We start from the raw sequence: 14035 nt of genomic DNA, 5'->3' as shown, positions 1-14035 counted from the left end.
AAATCTATTTTCAACTAATCTACAATATTCTTTTTCAATGTTTCACCGGCTAGTCAACCTGACTCAGCAAGGTGTCCCGTTCGCGCAAGAACTCAGAAAGCCGCTCAATCGGGTCGCGTGTAATGGCAATCCGGCCTGAGCGAATAAACTGAAGTACGCCAAACTGGTTCAACGCTTCAAACAGCTCCTGGGTTTCTTCTTTGTGTCCTGTTTTTTCGATAACAGTATATTCACGGGTAATTTCCAAAATACGGGCACCCGATTTACGAACAATGCGTTCTACCTGGTCGCTGTCGTAAAGCGTATCCGTTTGTACTTTGTAAAGCGCTAGCTCCTGAAAAACCATTTCATCATTGGTGTGGTAGAAAGCTTTCAACACTTCAACCACTTTTTCCAACTGCCCAACCACTTTTTTGACCCGGTCTTCCTCTTCTTTTACAACGATGGTAAACTTTGAAATTCCCTTGATCGCGGATTCAGAAACGGTTAAACTCTCGATGTTCATCTTACGCTTGGTAAAATTGATGGTAATCCGGTTTAACAAACCAATGTGGTTTTCTGAATATATACTAATGATAAATTCCTGTTTCATTGTTTCAATTTTTTAGGTTATGCTTCAAGGATAATGTCAGAAACGGAAGCTCCTGAAGGAACCATAGGAAATACATTATCTTCTTTTTCAACAACAACTTCCAGCAAATACGGACCATCGTGGTCAACCATGCGCTGAACGCCTTCTTCCAGGTCTTCGCGTTGGGTTACTTTATGACCGGCCATGCCAAAACCTTTGGCAATGGTGATGAAATCCGGGTTTTGGAGCTCAGTAAACGAATAACGTTTTTCAAAGAACAACTGCTGCCATTGGCGCACCATTCCCAGAAAATTGTTATTCAGCAAGATTATTTTTACCGGCAGCTTATTTTGTACGATTGTTCCCAGCTCCTGCAAGGTCATCTGGAAACCTCCATCGCCCACAAAGCAGCATACCGTGCGGTCCTTGGCACCCAACTGGGCCCCTACAGCTGCAGGAATTCCGTAGCCCATCGTCCCCAAACCTCCGGAAGTTACATTGCTTTTCGACTGGGAAAACTTAAAGTAGCGGGAGGCAATCATTTGCTGTTGCCCCACATCGGTCACCAGCACCGCATTGTGGTTCGTTTTTTCAGAAGTGATGCGCACCACTTCTCCCATGGTTAAGCCTTCCTTGTTTGGGTAAATATCTTTATCAATTACTTTTTCACGTTCAACTTTATCGCAGTCGCGGAATTCCTGAAGCCAAGCCTCATGTTTGTTTTCCTTCACATTGTTGGTCAACATAGCCAGCGATTCCTTAGCACTTCCCAACACCGCCACATCGGTTTTGATGATTTTGTCGATTTCCGCCGGATCAACTTCCAGGTGGATAATCTTCGCGTTTTTGGCATAAGCGCTTACCTTGCCGGTTACCCGGTCGTCAAAGCGCATCCCCACCGCAATAATCAGGTCGGCCTCATTGGTTTTTATGTTTGGCCCATAGTTGCCGTGCATCCCCAGCATCCCTACATTTAAGGGATGATCACTCGGTAAGGCCGACAGTCCCAACAAGGTCCAGGCAGCCGGGATTCCTGTTTTCTCTACAAAAGCCTTCAACTCCGCTTCGGCCTGGGCAATAATTACCCCCTGCCCAAACAGCAACAAAGGTTTTTTGGCCTGATCGATCAACCACGCCGCTGCTTTCACCTTAAATGGGTCAACAGCACGCTTGGAAATATAGGATCGTATTTTGGTACACTTCTTATAGCTAAAATCAATTTCCTGGAATTGAGCATCCTTGGCAATATCCAACAACACAGGACCAGGTCTTCCGGACTGGGCAATGAAGAAGGCCCGGGCAATGGCTTCCGGAATTTCCTCGGCCTTCGTGACCTGGTAGTTCCACTTGGTAATTGGCATGGAAATACCGACCACATCCGACTCCTGGAAAGCATCGGTTCCCAACAAAGGAGAAGCCACCTGGCCGGTAATGCAAACCAGCGGAATGGAATCAATCATGGCATCAGCAATCCCGGTAATCAAATTCGTTGCACCAGGACCTGAAGTGGCAAAGCAAACGCCTGCTTTTCCGGTCACTTTAGCATAACCTTCAGCCGCATGTACTGCCCCCTGCTCATGGCGGGTCAGGATATGAGAAACTTGTTTGTCAAAATCATACAAAGCATCATAAATGGGCATGATAGCCCCGCCCGGATAGCCAAAAATGGTATCAACGCCTTCTTCCAAAAGTGACAGAATAACGGCTTGCGAACCTGTAATTCTCTTTGTAGCCATATGAATGAGTTTTTATTAGTTACTAATCAATTAATCGAATTGCACCTTTATCGGCTGATGAAACAAGGCTGGCATATGCTTTCAGCGCTTTGCTCACCACCCGGTTACGTCCTACTGGTGTGTAAGCGTCTTTGCCTTTGGCTTCTTCGGCTGCTTTTCGTTTCGCCATTTCTTCATCCGAAATCAGCAGATTGATTTTTCGTTCGGGAATGCTGATTTCAATCAAATCACCATCCTCAATCAGCGCAATTTCCCCACCTGCAGCCGCCTCGGGCGATACGTGTCCGATAGACAAGCCCGAAGTACCGCCTGAAAAACGTCCATCGGTGATCAAGGCGCAAGCCTTATCCAGTTTCATGGATTTGATATAAGACGTGGGGTAAAGCATTTCCTGCATGCCTGGCCCGCCTTTCGGTCCTTCGTAGCGGATAACCACCACATCGCCGGCCTGTACAGCATCGCCTAAAATTCCATTGACTGCTGTGTCCTGCGAGTGAAACACCCGGGCAGTTCCTTTAAAGGTGTACACCGAAGGGTCAACCCCGGCTGTTTTGATGATACATCCGTTGCGGGCAATGTTTCCGAACAATACCGCCAGCCCGCCATCTTTACTGTAAGCGTGCTCCATATCCCGGATACATCCTTCGGCACGATCCGCATCCAGCTCTTTGTAATAACTTTCCTGCGAGCCCATCACATTATTGCGCACACCCGCCGGTGCCGATTTGTATTTTTGAACAGCCACTTCCGATACCCCTTCCTTCGTGATATCAAACTGCTCAATGGCTTCGGCCAGGGTATACCCGTCCACCCGCGAAACGGAGGTGTCCAGCAAGCCACCCCGGTTCATTTCGGCCAAAATGCCCAGAATTCCTCCTGCGCGGTTCACATCTTCAATATGATAGTCCGAATTGGGTGCCACCTTACACAGGTTAGGCGTATTGCGCGAAAGCTGGTCAATATCTTCCATCGTAAAATCAACCCCGGCCTCCTGCGCGATGGCCAAAATGTGCAGCACCGTGTTGGTTGATCCGCCCATGGCAATATCCAGTTTCATGGCATTTTCAAACACAGCCCGGGTGGCAATTCCACGCGGCGTTACTTTTTCATTGCCATTCTGATAATGATCGTAAGTAATGTCAACAATGCGGTCGGCCGCCTCAGCAAACAGTTTTTTACGGTTGGCATGCGTAGCCACAATGGTTCCGTTACCGGGCAAAGCCAGTCCCAGTGCTTCCGCCAGGCAGTTCATCGAATTGGCCGTAAACATGCCCGAGCACGAGCCACAGGTAGGACATGCTTCCTGCTCCACGCGCAATATGGTTTCATCAGAAACCGAGTCGTCGGCAGCCATCACCATGGCATCCACCAGGTCATAAGCTTTATCGTCAATTTTACCGGCTTCCATCGGCCCCCCGGAAACAAAAATGGCCGGGATGTTCAAACGCATCGCAGCCATCATCATACCAGGAGTAATCTTATCGCAGTTTGAAATGCAAACCATCGCATCTACCTTGTGCCCGTTGCACATGTATTCCACACTATCGGCAATCACATCGCGCGAGGGTAAGGAGTAAAGCATGCCATCGTGCCCCATCGCAATGCCATCGTCAATGGCAATGGTGTTGAATTCGGCGGCAAAACATCCTCGTTTTTCAATCAGTGCTTTTATTTCCTGACCGATGTGATGCAAATGCACATGCCCCGGCACAAACTGGGTGAAGGAATTGACAATGGCAATCATCGGTTTGCCAAATTGTTCCTCTTTCACTCCATTGGCCCTCCAAAGACTTCGGGCCCCGGCCATTTTCCGTCCTTCGGTAGTTGTGGCTGATCTTAACTTTTTCTGCATTTCAATCCTCTTTTATATTTTTAAAAAAGCCCTTCTCCTATAGAGAAAGGCTTTCGAATTTTATTTGTTCAACAATCCCAGGCCTTTCTTAGTGAAATACTAGAATGACGAGTAGAATGACCAGGTAAATTGCTGTAAAATGTCTCATAACTATAAGTCCTAATAAATGAAAAAAGCCATTCCCCCTATTGAGAATGGCTATCGGTTATACCAACGTACGACATCCTCACTTCGCTTGCGAAATGACCACGAGAAGAATAATGACGTTAAGTATGATAGCCGGAATTTTCATTTTTTTAATTGTTGATGGAGCAAATGTAAAAATTAATCCCCAACACACAAAATTAATTTGTAAGCAAAAAGCAGTTTTTTTCTAGAATTTCGCAGTTTAAACACATTCGCACAAATAAACTAGAAGAAGCCCGAGAAGGAAAACCAAGAATAAAGAGCCAAAAAACGTGAGCGAAGGGCAGAGGGCCTGGAGGGAAGCGCAAAGGGCATGGGGCGAAGAGCAGAGTGCCTTTGCCTTTGCCTTTGCCTTTGCCTTACCAGAAAACGAACAAATGATCTTTCTTTTTTCTTAATTTGAAATATTTATTTATTTTTATCTCATTCTCATCCTGCTCGTACAGAGCCCTTTGAAAAGAGCGACGCGATAAGCGCCACGAATCTCCAATGCTTATCACAGGTTATATTCTCTGGTCGTTCCAGCACCACCCCCAGGCAATAGCTGTCAGCAGAATGAATAAGCGAAAAGGAGCAGACATGCTTCAGCCCATGATCATGTGAGTCAGTCCGAACCATTCCGCAAAGGCTTGATCAGACTGACAGAACAGTCACGAAAATAAATAACCATAACAAACCAAAAACGTCACCTATGTTAATTCAAAACCGAAGCCTTAAACTTTTAGTTCTTCTCCTGCTGGCCGGCTTCCTATGGACCTGCAAAGAAGATGAGAAGAAACCCGAAAAAGAACCGACTCCTCCTGAAGTTACCATCACTTCTCCCGTTGACCAGTCCGAGAAAGCTCTTGGCGAGGTCATTACCATCAGCGCTACGGCCACAGATGACGAAGGCGTTCGCTTTGTCCGTTTCTACATTAACAACTTAGAAGTAGCCTATCTGGAAAATCCGCCCTATTCCTACCAATGGGATACTTCGGAAGAAGCTTTGGGTGAACACATCATCCGGGCCGAAGCTGTGGACCAGGACAACCAAACAGCCTTGGAGCAGGTGCGGGTGAAACTGGCCGAGCCCAAGCTAAATGTATCGGTTAGCGGTACCTTAAAGAACCGGCTCACCCAGGAAGCCTTGAGCAACATGACTATCGCTTTAGAGAACACCACTGTTCAAACCAACGAGCAAGGAGCCTATCAATTCAGCAATTACCAAACACTGGGGCCCGTATGCACCATCACCAGCGAAGTGGGTTCAGGCTACATCCCTTTTAGCTATGGATTCGACCTGATGGACGATGCCGAACTCACGATTCCCCTTTATGCCTATCCAACGCCTCAAAACGTAAACCCCAAACCGGACGATTTTATCAAAGGAATCAGCTTGTTTGACGCGGGTCCTTGGATGGGAGAAGACCTCTACCCCGATGCCTTTGAAAGCACCTTTGCCCGCTTGAACAGCATGAAGGTCAATGCGGCAACCGTTTTCGATCCGGTATTTGTAACCGTTGTTGGTACCGACTCCGTGAAAATGAGTACGCAGGCTGCCACCACACATTCCTGGGACATGCTTAGCTACTCCCAATATACCAACCTCACCGAAAAAGCCAACGCGCAAGGTCTGGACTTAATTTATTGGTTTGGGGTATGGCCGCAGGACGAAGAACAGCTGGACGGGAAGTCATTTAATGAGCTGGTTTTCTCAGGGACGACACTAAGCGATGAATTCTGGAACGACTGGTTCTCCGAATACACCCGGGTGTTAACCGATTATGCTGCCGTAGCACAAACCAACAACGTTCCTTACATTTCCTTAGGGCACGGCCTAAATTATGCCACATCGCCCGCACTTTTCTCTTCCGAAGCCCGCTATCACGAATTGTGGACCAAGCTAATTGCTGACCTGCGCGCAGTTTTTTCTGGCGAAATCCTCTACTTTGGTACTGCCCGGCCATTTGAAGCCCCCAACTACCATGGAGGCCGCGAGGTGGCATACTTTGAAGATTCCGGATACACCAAAACCTTCATAAACCTATTTGATGCCTTTGGCCTGGTTATTTCAAACAATACGGAGACGGTCAACCCAACTCCCAGCCAAGTCAAAGAGGCCGTTGCCACCACACTGAATCGCTATGCCGATTTTGACAAGCCGATAATCTTATGGATCTGGGCACCATCGGCTGATGGAGCAGCCAATCACTACGGTCATCTGGAGCCGGTTTTGGCGGTAGGCCGCGAAGCCGACAATTTTGAGAAGGATTATTATGAGCAGGCCGATATCTATCAGGGAATCATGGAAGCTGTCAATGAAACAAGCACTAATGTAAAAGGAATACTGTCGCACGGCTACATGTATTATGACCAACTGGAGAAATATGCACCACGTGACATGGAAACCGCCTTTCAAAAATCAGCTTCAGTCAGAAACAAGCCGGCTGAAAAGCTATTGCAATACTGGTTTACCAACTGGTAGCCCTCCATCTTTCTAAAAAGCAAAAGTCCGTTGGCTCATAGATTTATTCCCCTCAGAGCCAGCGGACTTCTTTTCATCCATACCGTCCGGATAAACATCCGATAGATATTACATAGAACAAAGAGCTAAGCATATGGGTGGTGCCTTTGCCTTTGCCTCTCCCGGCTCCACCAATGAAATTAGATGTCAGGCAGTGTTGTCCGGCTTGCTTACAAGCCTGTTCATAAACTCTGGCAGCAAATCGTCAAATTCGCTCCATTCGCTCCGACTTTATTTTATCTTTGTGTCTTGCCAAAAAGGGAAATAACGTGAACAAACCACTTTTTTTGTCTTTCATTGCCTGTCTGTTTTTTGTGCTATCGGTAAAAGCGCAAAGAATGCCGCTATTGGTTGATGATTTTGCATTCCCTTGTACGTCCTACAACCATGCAGACCAAGCCAGAATCGGCAACAGCTCACAGGCTTTTCTTTTTGAACTGAAGCAAACACAACTACCGGCCGACATTGAGCAATTTTTAAAAACACTTCCTGGAAAAACGAAGCATGATCAAGTTATCTGCCTGGCATTTTCAGGCACCTACAACCAAAGCGAGCTTCAAACAGCCCTGCAAACAATTCTGGGCAAGCAGCTCTTCATGCCCAACAACTGCGACAACTGGCCTGCCATCGACTCGTTGCGTCAAACCAACAAAAACATCATTGCACTATTCAACGAAGACCTGAGCTTTACCACGCCGGCGCAAATTCAGGAGAATATTGCTTACGCTGATCGGTTCTCCAACGATCCCTTAAATCGAATAGTTGTCTTTCAAACTGAGGCAACCGACAGTTTATACAACGAATGCCTGCGCGTGTGGCAACTCACCGGAAAGGTTCCTAACCTAATCGTGGCACCGGCCGAAAAACAGGAAGCTGTCGCCCAGGTTAGTAGCAAGCTCAATAAGAAGCGACGTTTTAAGGCCATCTTCCGACACGAAGACCAATACCTAAGCGAGATATTCTGGAAAAACCGACCGGGCATGATCACCCCTGCCAGGTTTTCATCTCCCCTGTTGAAAACTCAGGAAATTTTTTCACCCTATAAAAACGGATTTAAGATTACACCCGGCGAAGTTATTCATCACAGCGGGCTAAGTGACAGCCCCCGGGAATTCATCGCTTACAATAGTTCCATCGAAGATCAACTGAGCATGCACTTCCCCTTTGACAAGGAAGTGAAGAATAAGATTGATCCGGACTGGGATCGAATTATTTCGCACAATGCGACCATTGAGAAAGATGCCGAGAGAGGTCGCGTCCTGCATCTAACAAAAAACAATTCCTTCGTGGATTATGCCAAAGCCAATGAACTGAATTTTGACACGCCCATAAGCATCTCCACCTGGATAAAGCCCGACAGTTTGCGCCCATTCATGGGGATTATCGGACTGGGAACCTCTCTCTCCTTAAAGCTCAACAGAGGGTTTCCTGATTTTACTACGCCCACCATCAAAGACCACCTGCTGGATGAACCGCTGGACTTAAACCGGTGGTACCACATTGCAGTTGTTTTCAACCCCAGTACCAACGTGGAGTTTTACATTAACGGTGAAAAGAAATCAACCATGAATGCTTCGGAAATAGTCGCTTCGGAGCAGTCTGTTATTATTGGCAACAACATTTGGGGCGAACAATTTTATGGTTCGATTGATGAATTGAAAATATGGGATCGCGGGCTTTCGGATGATGAAATCATGAGCATTTACCGAACTCAAAGGGAAGTCTCCTCCTCTTCATCGATTGGCTATTTCCTCTTGTTGGGGCTCCTTGTGCTGGCACTGGTTCTTTTCTGGCTCAGACAGGAGAAAAAGCAAAAAATACGGGTAAAGTCTACTCCGGAACCCAAGGCAAAAGCAACGGCACTGCCAGCTTTCCAAATCCAGCTTTTCGGAAGCTTTCAGTTTTGCACCCAGCCCACCGGAGACATTACCGAGCGTTTCTCCCCCTTGCTCAGGCAGCTGCTGGCATTTTGCATTCTGAATATGCCGGAGTCACCCGAAGGCATCAGTGTTAAAAAGATCACAGACACCTTTTGGCCCGGCATGAATAAAGATAAAGCCAAAGAAAACCGGGGAGCAAACATTAAGAAACTGCGCAAGCTGCTGGAACCGGTTGACGGCATTGAAATTTTATACAAAAACAAACGCTGGCACCTTCAGGTCGATGATAAACTTAAAGTGGATTACTTCCATTTTAAGCAAATCACCGAACAGCTGCAAGAGCAACTACAGCAAAAGACCTTCGATACCGGCTTGCTTCAGCAGCTGCTCTACATTCTCCGGAATGGAAATATTCTTCCGAACATTGAACAGGAGTGGCTGGACTCGCACAAAAGCAAACTGGCTGATGAGACGATAAAAATCATTCAGGAAATACTGCCCTTAATTGAAGAGCAACCCGATTTGACTGTTCAGGCGGCCAAAACCATTTTTCAGTTTGACCCGCTTCATGAGGACGCCTTAAAGTATATTTTGCAAGCCTTATCTGCCCAGGGAAACCACGGACAAGCTCAACAGATTTATGAAGAATTCTGCAAAAAATACAGCGCACTTTACGATGAAGAATATCCCGCCGGCTATGCGGAAACCTTAAAAAAATAGCCTGTTTCCGCATTTTTTTTCGTTGTTCCCCCTTTTATTCCTCCCCTTGTTCCCCTGTAGTAGCGTACATTGCAGCACTTTAAAACAATTTTTAAAACCTGACATAGATGACAACGGACAGAAGGAATTTTCTCCGCACAGTAGGTGCTGCCGGAGCAGGCATGTTTATCGCTCCTCATATTTCAAAAGGAAGTACGCTCTCCAGAAAAAAACAAGGTGAAGTTAATATTGCTTTCATTGGTTGTGGAGGCCGTGGACGCGGACACGTAAAACGCGCAGCCATGACTGAGGGTGTAAAAGTAACCGCTTTTTGCGACATCGATCCGGAAGCAGTGACACGCACTCAAAAGCTCCTTCGCGATGTTGGCGTTCCTGAAGCGGATGTTTATTCCGATGGCGAATACGCTTACCTTGAAATGTTGAAACGTGACGACATTGATGGCGTGATTATTTCAACGCCTTGGCTATGGCACACACGAATGGCTGTGGCAACCATGAAAGCAGGGAAGTATGCCGGTCTTGAAGTTTCTGCTGCCAATACCATCGAAGAATGCTGGGACCTTGTCAACACTTCGGAGGAAACCGGAATGCCATGTATGATTCTTGAAAATGTGAACTACCGCCGCGATGCCATGGCCGTATTGAACATGGTGAAACAAGGCGTATTTGGTGAAGTGGTACACGCTCGTTGCGGCTATCGTCACAGCTTATTGAATGTGAAATTCAACAACGGCCTTCAATTTGGCGAAGAAGCCAAAGGTGAAGCACGCTGGAGAACGCAACACTCCTTAATGCGCAATGCCGATGTTTACCCCACACATGGTCTCGGCCCTATTGCTGCCATGCTGGACATCAACCGCGGAAACCGCTTCCTGTATCTGACCTCCACAGCATCAAAAGCAGTTGGTTTGAAAGATTACATTGAAGAAAAAGGTGGAAAAGATCACCCCAATGCCCAACTTCCCTGGAAACAAGGCGATATTATTACCTCAACTATTAAAACTACCAATGGGGAAACCATCATTGTTACCCACGACTGTAACCTGCCTCGCCCCTACTCCCTGAACTTTCATGTAGCCGGCACCGATGGTGTAACCGACTTTGACTACGGCCACCGCCGCATTCACATTGAGGGGCAGAGCAAAGACCACGCATGGGACGAGTTTCAGGCATGGCAAGACAAGTATGATCACCCACTTTGGAAAAAATATGGTGAAATAGCCAATGGTTCTGGTCATGGCGGCATTGACTATTTTGTTACCCGCGAATTTATTAATGCCGTTAAAGAACAGCGCCAGCCGGTTATGGATGTGTATGATGCTGCAGCCTGGAGTGCCGTAACACCGCTTTCAGAAGCATCAATTGCACAAAACAGTGCTCCACAATACTTCCCCGACTTTACACGCGGACAGTGGATCAAACGCAAACCGGTAGAATTTGTATAACCGATCGTTTTTTTCATAGATTTACATGAGACTGTTTCTTTTCGCAAAGAGACAGTCTCCTAATTAAAAACAAAGCGTCTTACAAACACAAAACACGAACGAATGAAACGATCAACCATCTTATTGGCCTTGTGCCTCATTACGGGCATTACGCTGGCACAACCCCTGAATATTATTCCTCGCCCTCAGGAAATCAAGCAGCAGAATGGGCATTTTGCCATCAACCCGCAAACCAAAATTATCACTGGTGTAGCTGGCTATGAGTCGGCTAAAACCTTACAGCAACAGCTTCAAACAGCTTTCGGACTGGAAAACCAGTTGGAAGAAAACAATAAGCAGAAAGAAAACTACATCCTGTTTAAGCAAAACGGCAAACTCAGCAAAGAAGCTTACGAACTAAATATTTCACCCAAGTCTATTGAAATAAGTGCATCCACTGCAACCGGATGGTTTTATGGCGTGCAAACCTTGCTTCAGCTTATGGATGAAAACCCAAGTGAAATTCCGGCAGTAGCCATCAGCGATTCTCCCCGCTTTCCCTGGCGGGCTTTCATGCTCGACGAATCACGCTATTTCAAAGGAGCAGAACAGGTAAAACTGTTGCTGGATGAGATGGCTCGTTTGAAAATGAATGTTTTCCATTGGCACCTGGTAGACGATCAGGGCTGGCGAATTGAAATCAAAAAATACCCGCTTCTGACACAAATTGGCTCCAAGCGAAGCAGCACCCAGGTTGGTCCGCTAAAATGGGATAGCCCAATCCAGTCGGCCGAGCCTCACGAAGGGTTCTACACCCAGGAACAAATCAAAGAAATTATTGCCTACGCCAAGGCAAGGCACATTACCATTGTTCCGGAAATTGAAATGCCGGGGCACTCCAGTGCTGCCATTGCCGCTTACCCCTGGTTGGGCACGGCCAAAAAAGAAATTGAAGTCCCAACAAAATTTGGAGTTGGTACCGATGTCTATGATGTAAGCGATCCGAAAGTTTACCAGTTCCTGACCGATGTGCTGGACGAAGTGATGGAACTGTTCCCTTCAGAAGTAATCCATATTGGTGGAGACGAGGTGAAATACGACCACTGGAAATCGTCAGAAACCGTTCAGGCATACATGAAAAAGAATGGTATTGCTTCACCGGCAGGCTTACAGGTTTTCTTCACCAACCGAATTTCAAATTACCTGGAATCGAAAGGAAGAAGGATGATGGGCTGGAACGAAATTATGGGGCATAACCTGCATCATTTTCAGGATGACTCGGACACCAAGGTTGATCAGCAACTGGCCCAGCAAACGTTGATTCATTTTTGGAAAGGTGATTTAAACCTGGCCACAACCGCTGCCAGCAATGGTTACGAGATTGTCAACTCACTTCATTCTCTAACCTACCTGGATTACGATTACCAATCCATCCCCTTGTCCAAAGCTTACCATTTCGATCCGATTCCGGAAGGACTGGCCAAAGAATACCACAGCAAGGTGATTGGAACCGGTTCGCAAATGTGGGGAGAGTGGATTCCGACCAACGGGCACATGCATTTTATGGTTTTTCCACGATTGGCAGCCTATGCCGAGGTCGGCTGGACTGAGCTGGCGAACAAAGATTTCGACTCATTCAAAACAGCGCTGAAAAAGCTACAAGCCATCTGGCAAGAAAAAGGCATTTACTATGCCCCCGATGACTTTGTAGAGAAAAAATAAAACACTACACTCAATTACTACTACTTACTAATGAAACTCCTTCCGGACGAAAGTCTTGAGGGAGTTTTCTTTTCAAGGAAACAGAGAAGCTTCAAGCAGGGCAAAGTGATCGCGTAAGCGGAAAGCATCAACAGCCTATTTCTTCTTTCTTTTCTTCTTAATTTCAGAAAGCTGCAAACCTTTTTCGCGAATGAAAAAGTTGTGTTTGGGGCTTCCGATAATCTGCGACGAATACACGCCCGAATGTCCGGAAAATAAATACGAAGTGCTGCAGGCAAGCGCAATGAACATTCCTGCTTCAATTCCAAACAGCTCAATTCCCATCACCGTACAGGCAATGGGCGTGTTGGTAGCGCCGGCAAAAACAGCAACAAAACCCATTCCGGCCAACAGCCCCATAGGCAAGGGAATGAACCACACCAAAGCATTTCCCAAGGCCGCTCCAATGTAAAACAGTGGCGTTACTTCTCCCCCCTTAAAACCAGCCCCCAGAGTAAAGGATGTAAACAGTATTTTCAGCAGAAAATCATACGAGTTCAACTTAATTTCAAACGCATCAACAATGGTTGGAATACCCAACCCGATGTACTTGGTGGTACCAATCAAGTAGATAGCGACAGCCAAAACAACTCCGCCAATCACGGGGCGCAAAGGCGAATACCTGATGGTGCGGTTAAACAGGTCGCTCCAGAAATGAGTTGACTTTGAAAACAGCATGGCCACAAGGCCAAAAATAATTCCGGCCAATAAGGCCCATAGCAAGTTAACCGGATTCATTTCAGCCACCGAAGCAATGTGATAGTGGGTGTGAGACACATTCCAGATCTCGCAAAAGTAATTGGCAAAAACTGCCGCCAAAAAACTGGGGATAATGGCATCGAGCCGTATTCGACCCAAGATCAAAACTTCAAGGGCAAAAATACCTCCGGCCAAAGGAGTTCCAAATACCGAGGCAAACCCGGCGCTAATTCCGGCAATCAGCATAATTTTCCGATCGCGTTTCGACAAGTTGAAAACCTTGGTAAACCGGTCGGCAATGGCTCCTCCAATTTGAACAGCTGTTCCCTCTCGCCCGGCTGACCCACCAAAAAAGTGCGTTAAAATGGTTCCAAACAACACCAATGGAGCCATCCGGAAGGGAATGATTTTCTCCGGCGTATGAAATTCTTCAAGCAACAGGTTGTTTCCTTTCACCACGCTGTTGCCGTACAAATGGTAGGACAAGCCAATAATAAATCCGCCAACAGGAAGCAAGGCGATAATCCACAGGTGCGACTCCCGCCAATTGGTTACCCACTCCAGACTCAACAGAAAAAAGGCCGAAATGCTCCCCACAATCACGCCCAGGACAAGACAAATAAAAATCCATTTCAAAAGATAAATAAGGGAAGGGATTTGCTCGAAAGTGAATAGGAAGTCTCGGATTCTTTTTATGTTCATA

Annotated in this window: 8 protein-coding genes; 4 read left to right on the top strand and 4 right to left on the bottom strand. The window is 46.7% G+C overall.

Annotated elements, in window-relative coordinates; translation table 11 throughout:
- Window positions 1-49: 49 nt before the first annotated feature.
- The 3 genes from ilvN to ilvD are packed head-to-tail and all read right to left on the bottom strand — an operon-like array spanning window position 50 to window position 4159.
- On the bottom strand, window positions 50-592 hold the full coding sequence (ilvN, locus tag Q1A18_RS17010; protein ID WP_299583472.1) for an acetolactate synthase small subunit: 543 nt from the start codon (window positions 590-592) through the stop codon (window positions 50-52).
- 17 nt (window positions 593-609) lie between these two features.
- Window positions 610-2307, bottom strand: a complete 1698-nt coding sequence (ilvB, locus tag Q1A18_RS17005) for a biosynthetic-type acetolactate synthase large subunit (RefSeq protein ID WP_299583469.1) — start codon at window positions 2305-2307, stop codon at window positions 610-612.
- Between the two features lie 22 nt (window positions 2308-2329).
- Complete coding sequence (ilvD, locus tag Q1A18_RS17000; protein WP_299583465.1) at window positions 2330-4159, bottom strand: dihydroxy-acid dehydratase; 1830 nt, start codon at window positions 4157-4159, stop codon at window positions 2330-2332.
- Between the two features lie 877 nt (window positions 4160-5036).
- On the opposite strand from ilvD, the gene Q1A18_RS16995 reads away from it, so the two are divergent.
- The 4 genes from Q1A18_RS16995 (at window position 5037) to Q1A18_RS16980 (ending at window position 12594) form a co-directional block, all read left to right on the top strand.
- Window positions 5037-6809, top strand: a complete 1773-nt coding sequence (locus Q1A18_RS16995) for an Ig-like domain-containing protein (RefSeq protein ID WP_299583462.1) — start codon at window positions 5037-5039, stop codon at window positions 6807-6809.
- 308 nt (window positions 6810-7117) lie between these two features.
- Window positions 7118-9448 carry a LamG-like jellyroll fold domain-containing protein gene (locus Q1A18_RS16990; protein ID WP_299583459.1) on the top strand — a complete coding sequence of 777 codons (2331 nt, stop codon included), beginning with the start codon at window positions 7118-7120 and terminating at the stop codon, window positions 9446-9448.
- 107 nt (window positions 9449-9555) lie between these two features.
- Window positions 9556-10893 (top strand): Gfo/Idh/MocA family oxidoreductase, encoded by a 1338-nt coding sequence (locus tag Q1A18_RS16985; RefSeq protein WP_299583456.1) that lies wholly within the window; start codon window positions 9556-9558, stop codon window positions 10891-10893.
- Between the two features lie 102 nt (window positions 10894-10995).
- Window positions 10996-12594 (top strand): beta-N-acetylhexosaminidase, encoded by a 1599-nt coding sequence (locus Q1A18_RS16980; RefSeq protein ID WP_299583453.1) that lies wholly within the window; start codon window positions 10996-10998, stop codon window positions 12592-12594.
- Between the two features lie 135 nt (window positions 12595-12729).
- Here the strand turns inward: Q1A18_RS16980 and Q1A18_RS16975 are convergent, their stop codons facing one another.
- Window positions 12730-14034, bottom strand: coding sequence for a voltage-gated chloride channel family protein (locus Q1A18_RS16975; protein ID WP_299583450.1), 1305 nt, complete (start codon window positions 14032-14034; stop codon window positions 12730-12732).
- Window position 14035 lies beyond the last annotated feature (1 nt).

The organism is uncultured Sunxiuqinia sp., assembly GCF_947495665.1.
Classification (GTDB): Bacteria; Bacteroidota; Bacteroidia; order Bacteroidales; family Prolixibacteraceae; genus Sunxiuqinia; species Sunxiuqinia rutila.
This window is presented reverse-complemented; position numbering and strand designations above follow the sequence as displayed.

What these genes read in the sequence shown, in the direction of transcription:
- Q1A18_RS16980 (WP_299583453.1), top strand. Translation starts at nt 10,996, where the DNA reads ATGAAACGATCAACCATCTTATTGGCCTTGTGCCTCATTACGGGCATT.
- ilvB (WP_299583469.1), bottom strand. Translation starts at nt 2,307, where the DNA reads ATGGCTACAAAGAGAATTACAGGTTCGCAAGCCGTTATTCTGTCACTT.
- ilvD (WP_299583465.1), bottom strand. Translation starts at nt 4,159, where the DNA reads ATGCAGAAAAAGTTAAGATCAGCCACAACTACCGAAGGACGGAAAATG.
- Q1A18_RS16975 (WP_299583450.1), bottom strand. Translation starts at nt 14,034, where the DNA reads ATGAACATAAAAAGAATCCGAGACTTCCTATTCACTTTCGAGCAAATC.
- Q1A18_RS16985 (WP_299583456.1), top strand. Translation starts at nt 9,556, where the DNA reads ATGACAACGGACAGAAGGAATTTTCTCCGCACAGTAGGTGCTGCCGGA.
- ilvN (WP_299583472.1), bottom strand. Translation starts at nt 592, where the DNA reads ATGAAACAGGAATTTATCATTAGTATATATTCAGAAAACCACATTGGT.
- Q1A18_RS16995 (WP_299583462.1), top strand. Translation starts at nt 5,037, where the DNA reads ATGTTAATTCAAAACCGAAGCCTTAAACTTTTAGTTCTTCTCCTGCTG.